Origin of the sequence: Streptomyces sp. NPDC050619, from assembly GCF_040654815.1 — a bacterium.
Classification (GTDB): Bacteria; Actinomycetota; Actinomycetes; order Streptomycetales; family Streptomycetaceae; genus Streptomyces.
This window is the reverse complement of sequence record NZ_JBFAIR010000016.1, coordinates 38,704-54,871: the sequence shown is the minus strand read 5'-3', so window position 1 is coordinate 54,871 and position 16,168 is coordinate 38,704. Positions and strand designations below refer to the sequence as shown.

Here is a 16,168-nt window from a genome sequence, read left to right as displayed (position 1 = left end):
ACGGCGACCGTCGTCCACAGGGTCGTGCCGTCGGTGACCGGGCCGAAGCCGCACCGCGTGTAACAGGGAGACAGGGCCCGTAGTTGCTGGGTCGGCGCGGGCCAGAGCCGATGGGGTGCGCGCCCGGCGCGAGGGTGTGACGGGCGTACGGCAGACCGGAGTGGTTCGTCGAGGTCACACGACAGGTGCGGACCGGCGGGCGCGCACGGCGACGGTCAGTGTGTGCGGGCCGAGTCCACCGATGTAGACGCGGTTCCCGGTCGTCGCGTCGGTGCCGCCCACCACGGTGTAGTCCTGACCGGGGTCGTACCGCAGTACGTGGCTCCGGTCCGGCCCGGCGAGCGGTTCGCCTGCCTCGACGTCCGCCTCGACCCGGATCTCGTCGTCACCGACCCGGTAGGTCATCGGCCCGGTCGTCAGACACCGGCGTCCGTCGCCGATCGGTACCGCGCCCTGCGCCACGCCGCCCGGCCGGAAGGTCAGTTCGAGGGCCCAGGGCACCCGTGGTCCGCTGATGTCGATCCGCAGGTCGGCACCGTCCTCCCTCAGGTCCACCTCGACGCGGGTCGTGTGCGAGACCTCGCCTCGAGGGCGGTCCGGGAAGGCCATCGCGGCCGAGAAGCGTCCCTCGTCCGCCATTCGGTAGGCGCCGTCGTCCCGTCGCTCGTCCGGCGGGAGCGGCTGGTAGTAGGCGGCCGTGAGGGTTTCGGTGAGCCGGTACCGGTTGTCGGCGAGCTGTTGCATGTCGGCGGCGCGGAACGGGCCCAGGTCGAAGAACCCCCGTGAGAGGCGAACCGCGTCGAGGACGGCGTCGCCCGCGAACAGGCGCAGGAAGGTGGGATTGCAGGCGAGGCCCGAGCGGATGCGCCGGTACCCGGGCACGTCGGAGCCGCCGTACACCACCGTGTGCGCGGTGGCCGAGGCGCGTGCGGCGAGGCGTGCGGTGGTGAGGTACCGGTCGCGCGGAAGGGCCTGAGCAGTCGGGGCCGGCAGGGCGCGGCACAGGTCCGGGGTGAGGAGGGTCTCGGCGAGCAGGTCGGGATCGTCGATGCCGCCGGCGGCCGCCTGCCGCGCCACCCGGGCGAAGTCGCCGCGGCCGGTGCGGATCGCGAGCAGCCGGTAGTGCGGCAGGTAGGGCGCCAGCGGGAACGGGTGGTTCTGGTCCTGCCGTCGCGAGTGGACGGTCTCCACCGTGCCGTCCGGCCTGATCAGGTCCAGGGTCGCGGCGAGATTGCGTTCGACGGCGTACAGCAGGTCGGCGCGGCCGAGGACCTCGGCCAGCAGGAGCAGCGACGGGTTGGACACGTGGGCCGCGTAGTTGGCGCTCCGTTCCGAGTACAGGCCCTCCGCGTCGATGTCGACGCCCTCGGCGAGCCACTCCTCGACGCGGTCGAGCAGCCGGTCGTCCGGGAACGACCGGTGCAGCCGGGCCAGCGCCGCGCACAGCTCCCAGCGGTGGTTCGGGGTGTGCACCCCACCGGTCAGGAGACCGTCGGAGGCGGCGCCGGCGATCTCGGCGAGCTCGGCCGTGACCTCGCGCAGTTCGGGCCCCGCGCCGGCGGCGAGGACGTGCGCGTCGCACACGTCGTTGACGGTGAACGCGGAATCCGGCGGCGACTGCACGTTGTCGCCGCCGGCGAAGAGGCCGGTGGGCGTCTGTACGGCCCTCAGGGCGCGGAGATGGGTCATCGTGGCGGCGACGGCCTGCCTGCTGCCGTGCAGTGCCGAGTCCGAGGAGCGGTACGCCGCGACCAGCGTCTTCACCCGGCGGGCCAGGCCGCGGTGCGGCACACCGGCGGGTTCCTCGTCGGGGCCGGCCGCCAGCGGGGCGGCCAGCCGGTCGGCGGCGCCGGCCACCGCGCGGACGAACTCGTGGTCGAGCGGGGTGGGCAAGGTCAGTCCTTCAGTCCGGCATTGATGTCGGCGCTCATGACGTAGCGCTGGAAGACAAGGAAGATGGCGATCAGAGGGATCATGGAGATGACCGATGCGCCGAGCAGTACCGACCAGTTGATGTTCTGCGCGCCGACGATGGACTGGATGCCGATCTGCACGGTGAACTTGTTGGGGTCGTTGAGCATCAGCAGCGGCCAGATGTAGTCGTTCCACCGCCACTGGAAGGACAGGATGGCCAGGGTCAGCATGATGGGCCGGGAGAGCGGCACCATGATCCGCAGGAAGATCGACAGTTCGCGGGCGCCGTCGATGCGTGCGGCTTCCACGAGTTCGTCGGGAACCGTCAGGAAGAACTGGCGGAACATGAAGCATCCGGTCGCGGTGAGCACGGCCGGGAGGATGATGCCGGCGAACGAGTTGTAGAGGCCGAGGTTGCGGACCACCAGGAACTCCGGGGCGAGCATGACCTCGGACGGCAGCATCGTGGTGGCCAGGATGCAGATGAAGAAGGCCTTGAGCCACCTGTTGTCGTACTTGGCCAGCGCGTACCCGGTGCAGCAGCTGACTCCCACCGTGAGGATCGTCGTGATCACGCACACGATGGCCGTGTTGATGAAGTACTGGGAGAAGTTGGCGCTGTCCCACGCTGCCTTGAAACCCGACAGAGTGGGGTTGTGCGGAACCAGCGTCAGCGGATAGGAGAACAGATCCGAGCTCGGCTTGAGGGAGCTGAGGATGAACCACAGCACCGGCAGCCCGTAGAGGCACGCCAGGATCCACATCAGTGTCGTCGCGGGCACCGCCCGCCGGAGCCCACCGCTGCCCCCGCCGCGGGGCCGCTTCTTGGAGACGGCCCGCCCGGGATCGGCGTCGACCGGGCGGGGCATGTCTGTGGTTGTCATCGGTTCTCCACCCGCCGGTTGACGATCAGCTGGATGATCGCGACGACCATCAGGATGAGCATGAGCACGAATGACGCGGCGCTCGCGTAGCCGATCTGGCCCCGTTTGAAGCCGGTCTCATAGATGTACTGGACCATCAGGTTGTTCGACGTTCCGGGTCCGCCGTTGTTGAGGGCGACGAACGTCGGGTATTCCTTCATCGCGTTGATCGTGTTGAGCAGGATGACGATGAACGAGGTGGGCGCGATGCTCGGCAGCGTGATGCTGATGAACTGGCGCCATGGGCCGGCGCCGTCGAGCGAGGCCGCCTCGTAGTACGACACCGGTACGTTCTTGATCGCCGCGATGAACAGCAGCATCGAGAAGCCCGTCCAGGCCCAGGACGCCGCCATCACCACCACTATCAACGACAGGTCCGCGTTCGACTGCCACGGAACGGCACTTCCGCCGAGCTTCTCGATGACGTAGTTGACCAGCCCGAAGTTCTCACCGAACAGCCACCGCCACAGGACACCCACGACGATGGGCGACAGAAGCCACGGGATGAAGAAGATGACGCGGGCTACCGACGCGCCCTTGGCGTGCTTGCTCACCACCAAGTTGGCGGCGAGCAGCGAGAGCGCGAAGTTCAGCGGAACGAAGAGCACGGCGTACAGCAGCGTCCGGGTCAGCGCGTCGTAGAAGGTGGAGTCCCCGAACAGGTTGTCGTAGTTGTCCAGTCCGATGTACTGGAACGCCCCCACACCCGTGTAGTTCGTGAAGGAGTAGACGAGCCCGATCACCGCCGGCCAGACGAAGAACAGCGCGAAGAGCACGACATTGGCCGCGATGAGGACGAGCGGCGCAAGGGTGTACTTACTGCGTCTCCTGGGCGGGCTCGCGGACACGGCCGAGGCGCGTTTTGTCATCTTCCTGACTCCGTGCTGGTGGAATGGATTCCTGTGGGCTCACGCCATGAGCCCGGCATTGCGCGGGCGCCCAGGCCGGGCGGCGGTGTCTCGACCCGCCGCCCGGCCCGCTGGCCTACGATCAGCCGCCGACCTGCTGGTTGTAGCCGGACACGATGTTCTCCAGGGCCTTGTCGGCCGACTGCTGGCCGTTGATCGCCTTGCCGAGCTCCGTCTTGGTCGGGTCCTCGGTGAGGCTCTTGCCCTTCAGCGCCCAGCCCGTCTGCGCGGTGTTGAAGTACCCGGAGATCGGGGCGTAGAGCGGGATCTCCTCGTTGTACAGCTTGAACGCCGCCTGCGCCGCCTCGGACTTGAAGGGGTACTTCGGGTTCAGACCGCTCTCGACCGGCAGGAACCCGGACGCCTCGCACAGCGCCTGGTAGTGGGCCGGCTCGTACAGCCAGGACAGGAACTTCGTCGCGGCGGTGGCCGCGTCGCCGTTGTTGTTGAAGCCCACCGTCATGCCGCCGCTGTTGACGTCGCTGGCCTGCACCGGCTCGGCGGGAGTCGGGACGCTCGCCCAGTCGAACTTCTTGATGCTCTCGGCGAAGGCGGGAACCTGCCACACGCCGGACCAGTAGGCGACCACGTCACCACTCTGGAACATGGCCGACGGGTCGGCGCCGCTCGTCCACACCGACTTCGGCATGGTCTTGTCGTCGTTCAGTCCGACGAACCAGTTCACGGCCTTCTTGGTCGCGGCGTCCGCCGAGAACTTGCCGGAGGAGTCCTCGTGGATGTACTTCCCGCCGAACTCGTACACCATGGCGCGGAGCCGGGACGGCGACTGGTCGAACGTCAGGGAGTACTTGGCGCCGGTCTTCTCGCGGACCTTGTTCGCCGCGGCGATGAAGTCGGTCCAGGTCCAGGTCTTCTGGGGCGAGGCCGGGAAGGAGACGCCGGCCTTCTTGAACAGCGACTCGTTGATGAACAGGCCGGACGCGGTGACATCCGAAGGAATGGACAGCACCTTCCCCGACGAGTCCTTGGCGAGGAAGTTGGCGTTGATCTTGTTGCTCTTGTTGTTGGCGATGGAGCTCAGGTCGATCAGCTTGCTCGACCAGATCGGGTCCAGCCCCGGCACGGCCGCCACGTCGGGCAGGGAGTTCGCCTGCGCGGCGTTGTGCAGCTTCGTCGTGTAGCCGTCGTAGGGGATGTTGACGAGCTTGACCTTGACGCCGGTTTCCTTCTTGTACTGCGCCACCATCTTCTTCCAGCCCGCGTCCTGCCCCGGGACCGTGGAGATCCAGAACGTCAGCGACTTGGAGTTCCCGCCCGAGCCGGATCCCGACCCGCCGCAGGCGGAGAGCAACAGGGCACCTGCCGTGGCCACGGCAGCGAGGGGAACCAGGCGGCGTATGCCGCCGCGGCCGAGTCGGCGGGAGCGCCGCACACCCAAGGTGGTCATCTTCGATCCCTTTTCGTCGTACGAGACGGAGCACGGCGCCGACCGAGGCGGCACGGGTGCATTGTGCAGGAGGTTTGTGCTTTCCGAGGGCGCGGCCTCGCCCGGCCGCGTCATCCTGACGGACGAGGGTCCCCGGCCGCTGTGGCCCGTCGCCGCACAAGCACGCCCTGGTGCGGTTGCCGTACGTCCGAGTACGGGCGGGACGCTCGCTCCAAGCCGACGTCCCGGCCGACTTAGAAAGCGCTTGTCCGGACATTGGCAGACCGAGTCCGAAACCGTCAATCCTTACGGCCCCGCGGCCTCGGTCACGGTTTGGACTCCCCGGGCGACCGCGAGGCGCGCGGCGCCCACGACGGTGCCCAGATCCCCGACCGTGCTGCTGACCACCTCGGTGGGCCAGCTCAGCCGTTCCAGCTCGGTGCGGACCCCGGGCAGGAGCTGCGGATCCGCCCCTGTGCTCCCGCCCAGCACGATCAGTCCCGGGTCCAGTACGGCGGCCACGGCCGCGGCGAGCCGGCCGACGTCCGCGGCATGGCGGCCGACGACGGCGCGGGCGGCGGCCCGGCCCTCCCCGGCCAGGGCGAAGAGCCGCTCGGCGGTGTCGGGGCACGGCCCGTCGCCGTCCGGCCAGGCCTCGGCGGCCCGCCTCAGCAGCGAACGGGCGCCCATGTACTCCTCCAGGGCCTCCTGGCGGGGCTCACGGTCGTCGTCCCAGGGATAGGGCAGCCGGGCCAGCTCACCGGCGGCGCCGTTCGCTCCGCGCAGCACCTGGCCGCCGACCACGATGCCGAGGCCGATACCCACGCCGATCCGCAGATAGCCGAAGGTGTGGTGGCCGTGGGCGGCGCCCTCGTGCAGCTCCGCCAGCGCGGCGCAGTTCACGTTGTTCTCCAGGTGCACGGGCACACCCGGGGGCAGTGCGACGGCCATGGCGTCGAAGACGGGGCGGGCCTTGGCGGTCGCGGGGCGCTCCACGGCACCCTCGTGCTCCTGCGCGGTGACGTCACCGACGGCGACCACGATGGTGCGCAGCGGGGCGTCGCCAGGCAGCGCTTCGAGGGCCTCGCGCACCACGTCGGCGGCGTCCTTTCGGGCGCCGGTGGCCTGGGCCAGCAGGGTGCCGTCCAGGGCGCAGCCGCGCACCCGGGTGAGGGCGGGGCCGAGGTCGACGGCGAGCACGGCCCCGGAGGCCGGACCGAGACGGTAGACGGCGGCGGTGCGGCCGGTGCCGCTGGAGGCGGTGCCGGAGTGGGCGGCGAGGCGGGCACTCTCCAGTTCCGCCACGGCGGAGGACACCGTCGGCTTCGACAGGCCCGCCAGGCTCGCGAGCTGGGGCCGGGTCGCCCGGCCGGCGCCGGCCAGCACGGCGAACACCGCGCTCGCGCTCTCGGTCAGGCGGGAGGCTTTCGCCACGTCGTGTTCCACAGTTCTCCCACACAGGTCAAGGGCCGCACGCCCGGAAAGGCCGTCCCCGCGGGCTGCGGCGATGGGATGCCCTGGCCTCGCGGTTTCCCGTCCCCCGGCGGTCTGCACGAGCCGCTGCGGTGATCGATCACGCGATGCCTCTTGACGCACTGTACTTGGTTAGTTAACTTCCTAACGAACGTCACGGTACTCGCCTGCCGTGGTCCGTCAGAGGCCCGTCCCGGGGCTTCCCTAGTGCTTCAACTCCCTTTGTTCCAGGTACGGTTCGCCCACCGTCGCAGCCCAGCGCAACGACGAAAGAGGACCCGTGCAGGACGCTTCCCCCGCCGGCACTCTCGTGGTCGGCATCGACGTGGGCGGCACCAAGACGCACCTGCGCGCCTTCGCGGGCGAGCACTCCGTCGCCGATCACGTCCGGCCCAGCAGCGGCTGGCGGCCGCACGACCCCGTGGCCGCCGCCGGCTGGCTGGCCGCGCTGATCGCCGAGGCCCTGCCGGCGGGCTCCCGCCCGTCCGCCGTCGCCGTGGGCGGACACGCCTGCGAGACACCCCGGCAGTGCGGCCAGATACGCACCGCCCTGCAACTCCACTTCGACGCGCCCGCGCTCGTCATGGGCGACGCCGAACTTCTCGTACCCGCCGCCGGTCTGGACCGTGGCGTCGGCCTGGTGGCCGGCACCGGCTCCGTCGCGGTCGCCCGCCTCGGCGACGGCAGCCCCGTCCAGGTCGGCGGCTGGGGCGCGGCCCTCGGCGACGAGGGCGGCGCGGCCGGTCTCGTCCGCGAGGCCGCGCGCGCCGTATGGGCCGCGCACGACCGCGGAGCGGAACCCGACGAACTGGCCAAGGGCCTCGTCACCGCCTTCGGCGTCAGCGAAGTACCCGCGCTCGGCGCCGCGCTGGAGAGCGCCCGGGACATCTCCGCCGAGTGGGGCCGCCACGTGCCCGTCGTGTTCGCCGCCGCCGAAGCGGGCTCGTCCCTCGCCCGTAGGGTGATCGCCGAGGGCGGCCGGTCGCTGGCCGCGCTCGTCGAACGGCTCGCCGCGCGTGGAGTGGTCGTCGACGACGTCGTGGTCGCGGGCAGCACCGTCCTCGCCCAACCCGCCCTGTACGACGCCTTCGTGGCATCCCTGGCCCAGCGCGTGCCGGGGGCCCGGCCCAGGCCCCTCACGGTGCCGCCGGTCGAGGGGGCGGTGGCGATGGCCCGTTCACTCGTATGACATGCGGTGGCCGCCGGATCCTCCCCGGTCCGACACAACTCGCCCGTAGATCTTCGCTCGTACGGCTCGGGAAAGCGCGTTCGACCTCTTCGTCACGCGCCGCGCCGCGAGCCGCCCTCGATCGCACATCCTCCCCGGCCGCAGGGCCGAAGAACTCAAGAGAGGCAACGCATGCCGTCACCAGCCGGGCACCGCTCCCCTACGTCGGTCCGTGACCGCGCCGTGAACCGAAGGGGATTCCTCAAGACGTCCCTGGGTGCCTCGGCCGGAGTGCTGGCCGTGCCCACCTTCGCCACCTGGCTGGCCGCCGCGGACGCGCAGGCCGCCGCCGGCGCCGCCGCGTTCGTCGACGACTACAAGTCCAACGTCATGGCGAACCTGACCCCCGAGACCAACGCGGTGGTCCGCGTCCTCGGCGGCATGGCCAAGGTGTGGAAGACCGGCGCCGACTGGAACACCGGTACGCCGCTGATGCCCGAGGTGCTGCGCGCCAACATGCGTTACTGCGCCCGGATCACGTCCGCGCGCACCGAGGCGCAGGCGAAGGAGGCGTTCGTCTACGACCGCCAGCACCAGAGCTACGCGATGATCGCCGGCCTGGGCCCGCTGGCCGAGCTGTACAAGTCCGGCGCCAAGGCGGTCACGTCGATCACCAGCGCCCCGGACGGCATCCCCGCCGGGAAGATCAGCGACGCCGTGCCCGCCGGCGCTCCGGCCGGGTCCGCGCTGGGCGCGGGTTCCTACGACTCGGCGCTCGGCCAGGTGGCCAAGCTGGTCGACACGGTGCGCGGTCCGTTCGCCTCCGGCAACCCCGGCAAGTACGCCTTCCAGTACCCGCGTCCGTGGCGCATGAACGAGGACAGCGAGGTCGTCGACACGGGGAGGACCGACGCCCTCGGCTACCCGGTGTACGACTCGGAGGTGATCGTCACGACGCAGCTGCTGCGGCAGCGCGGCGAGGGCGCGGTCGACGACGGCGGCTTCCCCAGCGGCCACACCAACGCCTTCCACCTGGCGGCCCTGGCCTTCGCGTACGCGGTGCCCGAGCGTTTCCAGGAACTGGTGACCCGCGCCTTCGAGCTGAGCCACACCCGGATCATGGCGGGTATGCACTCCACGGTCGACGTCCTGGGCGGCCGGATCATGGCCACCGCCCTGGCCGCCGCCGCGCTGGCCGACCCGGCGAACGCGGATCTCAAGGCCGCGGCACGCGCGCAGGCCCTGGCCTACTTCGAGGAGAAGACCGGCACGACGGCGGACACCCTGTACGCGTACGCCCACTCGGACGGCTCCGACGCGTATGCCGACCGGGACGCCAACGAGCGTGCCGTCATGCCCCGGTTGACGTACGTGCTGACCCGGCAGGGCCGCGACGAGCCCCTGACCGTGCCGAAGGGCGCGGAGGTGCTGCTGGAGACCCGGCTGCCGTACCTGGACGCGGCCCAGCGCCGCGAGGTGCTGCGCACGACCGCGCTGCCCTCGGGGTACGTCCTGCTGGACGGCTTCGAGCAGTGGGGGCGGCTCAACCTGTTCGCCGCGGCGGACGGTTACGGGGCCTTCGACTCCGATGTCACCGTCACGCTCGACGCGGCGGCCGGGGGCTTTGGGGCGGCCGACAGCTGGCGGGGCGACATCGACGGCCGCGGCGGTCTGACCAAGCGCGGCACCGGCACGCTGACCCTGACGGGCCACAACGGGTACACGGGCGGCACCTCGATTCAGGACGGTGTGCTCGTCGCCGCGTCGGCCCACGCCCTGGGCCACGGTGACGTACGGGTGTCGGGCGGCACGCTGAAGCTGGGCAAGTCGCTCCAGGTCCACGGCACGTACACCCAGGAGTCCGGCACGCTGGAGGTGACGCTGCGCTCGGGCCAGGAGCCGGTCCTGGAGGTGACGCGCCGGGCGGTGCTCGGCCGGGGCAGCACGCTGTCCCTGCGCCTCGACACCGACAGGCCACCGGCCGCGGGGCGCACGGTGCGCGTCCTCGGCGCTCCGGTGCTGCGCGGCCAGTTCGACCGCGTGGAGCTGAACTCCGACACGCTGCGGGCCGTACCCGTCTACACGGCGGAAGGTCTGTCGGTACGACTCCTGAAGCGGTAGCGCCCCGCGTGGCGGGAGCTGATGCACAGTAGGCGCATGAGACGCCTGCGGATCGCTCCCGCCACCGCCCTGGCGGTGTCGCCGCGGGGCGGATGACGGCTCATGGCCGTTTCGGATTCCCTGGTTGCCAAAGCGAACGGGCGGTTGGCCGCGTTGATCGACAGCAGCCGCGCGATCGACGAGGTCGGTCATTCGATCACGATCTACCGGCGATGCGGTCCCCCCGGCACCGGTGTTACCGGGCGGCGCGCTGGAAGCCCTCGGCGCTCACGTGGGGCATCACGCTGCTGGCCACGCGGTAGCGGCCGTTGGGGACGTACGGGGACCTCGCGATGTGCACGGTGAGCGGGCCCGCCCAGGCGTAGCCGTGGCGCTCGGCGTGCCGCATCAGGCTGTCGGTCAGCGCCTGGCCGACGCGGCTGCCGCGGCGCGTGAGTTCGTCGTGCACCCAGGCGGCGAGCTCGATGTCGTAGGCGTTGGGGACCACGACCAGGGTCTCGCTGCACACGACCGCGTTGCTGTCGCACTCGTGTCGCAGCGCGTCGAGGAGTTCGACGGGTTCCTTGTCGAAGACCCGCGCCCACAGCGCCTCCCACCGGTTCTCCAGGGCCTGTTCCAGCGCGCTGATCGCGCTCATTCGCCTCTCACCTCCCGGCCTGTCGGGGCTTGTGCGTCGCGGGCGGGTTCCCGCCTCGCGCGCGGGTATCCGTCCTTCTCCCCGGTCCTTCCCGGTCACCGGATGCTTCCGCGCAAGCCCTGGTCGCCACGGTGTGTGAGCTATGTTGAGGCACTGTGGGAGACAAAGCAGGCGCACCGGAGCCATCGTCGCAGCAGGCGCGCGCACAGGCATCCGCGATCACCTCGGGAAAGACCGCGCCGGAGGCGGAGGCCTCCCCGACTTCCCAGCTCAGGACGCTTTTCGACCAGCCCCGGCTCTCCCCGGGACAGCGGCGCATCGCCCAGTACCTGATCGAGCACATCACCGAGGCGGCCTTCCTTTCGATCACCGATCTCGCCGAGCGCGTCGGGGTGAGCCAGCCGTCGGTGACGCGGTTCGCGGCCGCGGTGGGCTTCAGTGGTTACCCCGCGCTACGAGAGAAGCTCCAGGCGATCGCGCTCGGCACCCTCGCCGGCGGCCCCGCGGCGGCGGAGGAGAACGGGAGCAATGAGCTCCAGTCGGCGGTCGACGCCGAGATCGACAACCTGGAGAACCTGCGTCGCGACTTCGCCGATCCCGACCAGGTGATCGACATCGGCCGCAAGCTGTCCCGGTCGACCCCGCTGACCGTCCTGGGCCTGCGCATCTCGGCCTCGCTGGCGGAGTACTTCGCGTACGCGTCGCGCCGCGTCCACCCGGATGTGCGGCTGGTGACGCGGGGCGGCAGCGTCGCCTACGACTCACTGCTTCAGTCGCGCGAGGCCGGCGGCACCTGGGTGCTGGCGTTCTCGATGCCCCGGCACGCCCAGGAGACCCTCACCGCCGTACGGGTCGCGCGCAGCGCCGGACTGAAGGTCGCCCTGGTCACCGACCTGGCGCTCGGACCGGTGGCCGACGAGGCGGACGTCGTCTTCGCCACCGGCACCGGCTCCCGCCTGGTCTTCGACTCCTACGCCGCGCCCGGCGTGATGGCCTCCGCGCTGTTGCAGGCCATGATCGACGCCGATCCGGAGCGCACCCAGGCCCGGCTGGAGGAGTACGAGCAGATCTCCGACCAGCATCAGTTCTTTCTGCGCGACTGATATCCAGGCAGGACATAATAGGATCTTTCGTACCATTTACTGCATGAATGTTTTCATACCTCTTGCAAAGTGGACGGCATATATAAATACTGCTCACTTGTTACGCCGCACACCGGAAGCGATGACCATGACCCTCACGACCACGCGGACGACCACGCGCATCAGCTCGGACTGGCCGTGCCAGGTCAAGACGCCCGGCAGCTACGACTGGGAGCGCTCGGCGGCCAAGTGGCTGCGCGAACTGGTGCCGGCGCGGTACGCCAGCTACCCGGCCCTGATCCGGCACCCGGTGCTGCTCGCCCGGCACGCGCAGATCCAGGTCCAGCACGAGATCCGGGTCGCCCGCACCGCTTTGCAGACCGCGCGGGCCGACCTGCCCGCGCTGGGACTGCCGGAGTCGGTCATCGAGCACACGATCAAGCTGTACGCGGCGGAGGTGCTGCAACTCCAGCACATCGCGCGCAGCGTCCGGGCCGTCACCCAGGCCCTGGTCGAGCACGGTCACAGTCGCTGACGCCGGGGTTCCCAGGACGCGAGGGGCCCGCGCGCCGGGCATGACCCGCGTCTCGCGTGGCACACGTGGTGACCATGAGCACCACCGAAGTGCGGCGGGGCGAGCCGGTCACCACGGTTCTCACCTGGCGGGTGCGCCCGGGCCGGGAGCAGGAGTTCGAGCGCTGGACACACGGGATCACCCGCTGCGCCAGACGGTTCCCGGGCAACGAGGGCGTCTCCTGGCTGCGGCCGGAGAACGGTCACCGCTATCACGCGGTGCTGCGCTGGTCCGATCCGCACCGGCTCACCGCTTGGCTGGAGTCGGACGAGCGGGCCGACTGGCACGAGCGGATCGAGGGCGTCGCCACGGAGATCGGCAGCGAGCGGCAGTCGACGACCGGGATGGAGACCTGGTTCAGCCTGCCCGGCACCACCGTGCGGGCCCCGCCCCGCTGGAAGATGGTGCTCACCACCTTCCTCGGCGCCTATCCGTGCACGTTCCTGATCCAGTGGCTGGTCACGCCCGCCACGACCGCGTGGCCCCTGGCGCTGCGCGCCGCCGTGTTCCCGGTGATCCTGCTGCCTGTGCTGACGTACCTGGTGATGCCCTCGCTCAGTCGTCTGCTGCGGCTGTGGCTGTTCCCCCCGCCTGACCGGTGACGATCCACGGCCGGGCGGCGCTCGGAGCCCGCCGCGGTACGGATTCCCGATGCGCGCGGTATACGGAACGGGCCCCCGAATACGGAACAAGCCCCCGATCGAATGACGCTCGATGTGCGATGCTCGTCCCGTGACGAGCGAGCCCGCGCGTCCCGCCGAACCCGGCGCCGCGCCCGACACGACCGCGCCGGCCGAGGTGGTGGCGCGCCGGCGCGCCGAGCTGGACCGGCTGCGGGACCAGGCGGCGACGGCGGCCGTCGTGGAGCGGGCCAAGGGCGCGCTGATGGCGCTGACCGGGTGTTCACCGGACGCCGCCGGCGAGGAGCTGTCGCAGCGCGCCAAGGCCGCGAGCCGCACCCTGCTGGAGGAGTGCTGGATCACGCTCGGGGGTCTGGTGCCCCCGCTGCGCACCACCGCACCGCAACCCGGGCCCGCCATCGCCGTACCCGGCGACTCCTCGTCCGTCTCGCCCGGGCCCGGGATCCCGGCCACCAGGGACGCGGCCGACGCGCACGACACAGATGACCCGGACGACACGAACGGCGGTTTCGCCGTGCTCGGCCGCCTGGGCGAGGCACTGGTGCACGTCGGCACACCGCAGGAGCTCGCCCGGTGCCTGCTGGAACACCTAGTTCCGGATGTGGGCGCCGACGCGGTCATGCTCTACGAGCGCCTGCCCGCCGGAGGGCTCGCTCTGGTCGGACACGCCGGTATCGACGACACCCTGGCCGCCCAGTGGAGCCGGGTGCCTCCGCTGAGCGGGCTCGCCCCGTTCGACGCGCTGCGGGCGCGGGGGCCGCGCTGGCTGGAGGACATCGAGACGGACCGGGAACGGTACCTGCTCATCGGTGATCCGCCCGAGCGCTGGCGCTCCCGTGCCTGGCTGCCCGTGCCGGCCGGGGAAACGGCCGACGTCTGCGTCGGCGTCCTGCGGGTTGACGGCGGGCCGTTCACCCCGCCGATCCGGCATCTCCTGCGAGCGGTGGCCCGGTTGTGCGCCGGACGCCTGCGCGCGTTCGACGCCCGGCACGAGCACGCCACGAGCGCTACGGCCCACGCCGCGCAGTCGGTGTTCGGTTCGCTGCCGGGCGCGGCGATGCTGCTCACACCGCTGCGGGCCGCCTCGGGAGAGGTCGAGGACTACCGCGTCGACGCCGCCACGGCGGAGGCGGTCGACGTCGTCGGCCGCACCGGCGGCGACGTGGTCGGCCGGCGGATCCTGGAGTGTTTCCCGAGCATGGCGGGCGAGGAGCTGTGGCAGGGATGCCTGCGCACGCTGGCCACCGGGGAGCCCTACGAGAGCGAGCCGTTCGGCCGCGAGGAGGTCGTGGCAGGTGGTGCCGCGAAGCCCTCCCCGTACTCGATCCGGGCGGCGCGGCTGGGCGGCGGGCTGGTGGTCACCTGGATCCGGGGCGAGTCCTCGGACCGGCAGGAGCAGCGGCTGGCGCACGTGCAACGGCTGGGCAATCTGGGCTGGGCGAACTGGAACCTGGTCACGCACGAGGCCGGCTGGTCGTCCCAGGTCTTCACCATCTTCGACCGGGACCCGGCACTCGGGCCGATCCCCTTGGCGGAGTTCCCGGGCCGCGCGGTGCCCGAGGACGCGCCGACTCTGGCGCGCGCCATGCGGGAACTGGTGCGGGCGGGGCGGCCGTTCGACGTACCGTTCCGGATCAGGACGGCAGGCGGGATCCGGCATCTGCGGGTCGTCGCCGAGGCGGTGCCGGACGCGGACGGCACACCCGTCGAGGTGCACGGTTTCCTACAGGACCTCACCGCGCAGCGCAGCGCGGAGCTCGCCCTCGTCGAGAGCGAGCAGGAGATCCTGGCCCAGCACGGGGTGCTGCGCGCCGAGCGGACGCTGGCCGCTCGATTGCAGCATGCGCTGCTGCCGCTGCCCACCCGGCCCGTGCGGCTGGCCGGACTGCGCGTCGAAGTCGCCTATCTGCCCGCCCAGTCGGGGCTGCACGTGGGCGGCGACTGGTTCAGCGCCATCGAACTGCCCGAGGGCGACGCCCTGTTCGTGGTCGGCGACGTCGCCGGCCACGGCATCGACGCCGTGGCCACCATGGCCCAACTGCGCTTCACCGCCAAGGGCATGGTCATCACCGGATCGTCGCTGACCGGGGCGCTGGCCCGGCTCAACACGCTGCTGCTGCACTCCCGGGACTCCCACGGCACCGCGACCATGGTGCTGGCCCGCTACCACCCCGGCGAGCGGCGCCTGGTCTGGGCGCAGGCGGGCCATCCCCCGCCGTTGCTGCTGCGCGACGGCAAGGCGGGGTTCCTGGGCCGCCCGGGTGGGGTGCTGCTCGGGGCGAGCTCCACGCCGGTCTACCAGGAGGCGGAGTGCCGTCTGGAGCCGGGGGACCGGCTCATCCTGTACACGGACGGGCTGGTGGAGCGGCCTACGGAGGGCATAGACCAGGGTCTGGAGCGGCTCGCCCAGGCCGTCGTGGCCCATCACACGGACGAGACCGGTTCCCTGGGGCCACTGCTCGCCGCGTTGCTGGAAGGGGAGCGGCGAGACGACGTCTGCGTCCTCGACATCCGGGTGCCGACCGAGCCGGAGTGACGAGCCGGCCTCCCCGGCCTCGTTCAGTCGTCCCCGCGATGTCTCCAGTACCAGAACGCGCCTACGACGATGGCCAGGAGATATACGGCGGGCAGCACCAGGCCCGGGACACGGGAACCGGTCATCGGCGTGGCCTTCGGTTCGGAACGGGCAGAGCCCTCGCAAGAGGCTGCCCATGATGACGGTGCGCGGGCCGAGGCGCCACCACTTTCCCGAGGCCTTGCCCTGCGTTCGAGTGCGGGTGCGGGGCTTCAGTCCACCGGGTGACCGGGCGGGATGGTGCGGGCCTCGTCGAGCCGCAGCAGGGGCCCGCCGTCCGGCTCCGCCCGCTCGCCCCCGGCCACCGGGTCGAGGACGAAACCGACGTGATCGCCCGCGTCGGCGCGCAGGGCGACCGTGCCGACGAACCAGGCCGCCGCGTCCTGAAGGACGACGGCCCCGTCGTGGCCCTCCCGCCAGCGGACGTGCCGGAACTTGTCCGTCCGGTCGCCGGTGCGGGCGCCGAACAGCTCGGCCAGTTCGCGCTGATCGCGGCTGAGCAGATGCACGGCGAGACACCGGGCGGAGCGTGCCACCCGGTAGGTGTGGTTCTCCTTGGACAGCCACACCACGAACCGCGGGGGCCGGATGGAGCACTGGGAGGCGAACCCGACCAGGCAGCCCGCCCGCTCACCGTGCGCGGCGGCGGTCACCACGCACATGTCGGGGTTCAGCCGGCCGATGAACGCGTCCATGCCCGCCGTGTCCGCCATGCCCGCTCCGCTCCCGTTCGCCCTCTCACCCGCGCCTCTCACCCGCGGTCGG

At 71.2% G+C, this 16,168-nt stretch carries 13 protein-coding genes; 6 read left to right on the top strand and 7 right to left on the bottom strand.

The window, feature by feature from the left end; genetic code table 11:
• Positions 1-174: 174 nt before the first annotated feature.
• The 5 genes from AB0I77_RS25605 to AB0I77_RS25585 all read right to left on the bottom strand — a co-directional run bounded on the left by AB0I77_RS25605 (position 175) and on the right by AB0I77_RS25585 (position 6,566).
• Positions 175-1,893, bottom strand: coding sequence for a hypothetical protein (locus AB0I77_RS25605; protein ID WP_363285009.1), 1,719 nt, complete (start codon positions 1,891-1,893; stop codon positions 175-177).
• Between the two features lie 2 nt (positions 1,894-1,895).
• A complete protein-coding gene (locus AB0I77_RS25600; RefSeq protein WP_363285008.1) occupies positions 1,896-2,798 on the bottom strand; it encodes a carbohydrate ABC transporter permease in 903 nt (300 codons plus the stop codon).
• A complete protein-coding gene (locus AB0I77_RS25595; RefSeq protein WP_363285007.1) occupies positions 2,795-3,706 on the bottom strand; it encodes a sugar ABC transporter permease in 912 nt (303 codons plus the stop codon). Before AB0I77_RS25595 ends, AB0I77_RS25600 begins: the two co-directional genes overlap by 4 nt.
• A 121-nt stretch (positions 3,707-3,827) precedes the next feature.
• Positions 3,828-5,153, bottom strand: coding sequence for an extracellular solute-binding protein (locus AB0I77_RS25590; protein ID WP_363285006.1), 1,326 nt, complete (start codon positions 5,151-5,153; stop codon positions 3,828-3,830).
• A gap of 285 nt (positions 5,154-5,438) precedes the next feature.
• Positions 5,439-6,566: an ROK family transcriptional regulator gene (locus tag AB0I77_RS25585; RefSeq protein ID WP_363285005.1), complete on the bottom strand. Its 1,128-nt coding sequence runs from the start codon at positions 6,564-6,566 to the stop codon at positions 5,439-5,441.
• 319 nt (positions 6,567-6,885) lie between these two features.
• Here AB0I77_RS25585 and AB0I77_RS25580 point away from each other — a divergent pair, with 319 nt between their 5' ends.
• Both AB0I77_RS25580 and AB0I77_RS25575 read left to right on the top strand, forming a co-directional pair.
• Positions 6,886-7,794, top strand: coding sequence for a BadF/BadG/BcrA/BcrD ATPase family protein (locus AB0I77_RS25580; protein WP_363285004.1), 909 nt, complete (start codon positions 6,886-6,888; stop codon positions 7,792-7,794).
• 171 nt (positions 7,795-7,965) lie between these two features.
• Entirely contained in the window at positions 7,966-9,894 is a 1,929-nt protein-coding gene (locus AB0I77_RS25575) for a phosphatase PAP2 family protein (protein WP_363285003.1), read from the top strand.
• Positions 9,895-10,129: 235 nt separating this feature from the next.
• Here the strand turns inward: AB0I77_RS25575 and AB0I77_RS25570 are convergent, their stop codons facing one another.
• Entirely contained in the window at positions 10,130-10,531 is a 402-nt protein-coding gene (locus tag AB0I77_RS25570; RefSeq protein ID WP_363285002.1) for a DUF3662 domain-containing protein, read from the bottom strand.
• A 155-nt stretch (positions 10,532-10,686) separates the two neighbouring features.
• On the opposite strand from AB0I77_RS25570, the gene AB0I77_RS25565 reads away from it, so the two are divergent.
• The 4 genes from AB0I77_RS25565 (at position 10,687) to AB0I77_RS25550 (ending at position 15,364) form a co-directional block, all read left to right on the top strand.
• Entirely contained in the window at positions 10,687-11,634 is a 948-nt protein-coding gene (locus AB0I77_RS25565) for a MurR/RpiR family transcriptional regulator (protein ID WP_363285001.1), read from the top strand.
• Between the two features lie 121 nt (positions 11,635-11,755).
• On the top strand, positions 11,756-12,148 hold the full coding sequence (locus AB0I77_RS25560; protein ID WP_363285000.1) for a hypothetical protein: 393 nt from the start codon (positions 11,756-11,758) through the stop codon (positions 12,146-12,148).
• A gap of 74 nt (positions 12,149-12,222) precedes the next feature.
• The gene (locus AB0I77_RS25555) at positions 12,223-12,789 is read left to right on the top strand and encodes an antibiotic biosynthesis monooxygenase (RefSeq protein WP_363284999.1); all 567 of its coding nucleotides are present in this window, start codon (positions 12,223-12,225) and stop codon (positions 12,787-12,789) included.
• Positions 12,790-12,901: 112 nt separating this feature from the next.
• The gene (locus AB0I77_RS25550; RefSeq protein ID WP_363284998.1) at positions 12,902-15,364 is read left to right on the top strand and encodes a SpoIIE family protein phosphatase; all 2,463 of its coding nucleotides are present in this window, start codon (positions 12,902-12,904) and stop codon (positions 15,362-15,364) included.
• Between the two features lie 251 nt (positions 15,365-15,615).
• Here AB0I77_RS25550 and AB0I77_RS25545 read toward each other — a convergent pair whose 3' ends face one another.
• Positions 15,616-16,116 (bottom strand): flavin reductase family protein, encoded by a 501-nt coding sequence (locus AB0I77_RS25545; RefSeq protein ID WP_363284997.1) that lies wholly within the window; start codon positions 16,114-16,116, stop codon positions 15,616-15,618.
• Positions 16,117-16,168 lie beyond the last annotated feature (52 nt).

Excerpts from the sequence above, each read along its gene's own strand:
- AB0I77_RS25600 (WP_363285008.1), bottom strand. The coding sequence starts at position 2,798 with ATGACAACCACAGACATGCCCCGCCCGGTCGACGCCGATCCCGGGCGG.
- AB0I77_RS25595 (WP_363285007.1), bottom strand. The coding sequence starts at position 3,706 with ATGACAAAACGCGCCTCGGCCGTGTCCGCGAGCCCGCCCAGGAGACGC.
- AB0I77_RS25590 (WP_363285006.1), bottom strand. The coding sequence starts at position 5,153 with ATGACCACCTTGGGTGTGCGGCGCTCCCGCCGACTCGGCCGCGGCGGC.
- AB0I77_RS25575 (WP_363285003.1), top strand. The coding sequence starts at position 7,966 with ATGCCGTCACCAGCCGGGCACCGCTCCCCTACGTCGGTCCGTGACCGC.
- AB0I77_RS25570 (WP_363285002.1), bottom strand. The coding sequence starts at position 10,531 with ATGAGCGCGATCAGCGCGCTGGAACAGGCCCTGGAGAACCGGTGGGAG.
- AB0I77_RS25560 (WP_363285000.1), top strand. The coding sequence starts at position 11,756 with ATGACCATGACCCTCACGACCACGCGGACGACCACGCGCATCAGCTCG.
- AB0I77_RS25555 (WP_363284999.1), top strand. The coding sequence starts at position 12,223 with ATGAGCACCACCGAAGTGCGGCGGGGCGAGCCGGTCACCACGGTTCTC.
- AB0I77_RS25550 (WP_363284998.1), top strand. The coding sequence starts at position 12,902 with ATGTGCGATGCTCGTCCCGTGACGAGCGAGCCCGCGCGTCCCGCCGAA.
- AB0I77_RS25545 (WP_363284997.1), bottom strand. The coding sequence starts at position 16,116 with ATGGCGGACACGGCGGGCATGGACGCGTTCATCGGCCGGCTGAACCCC.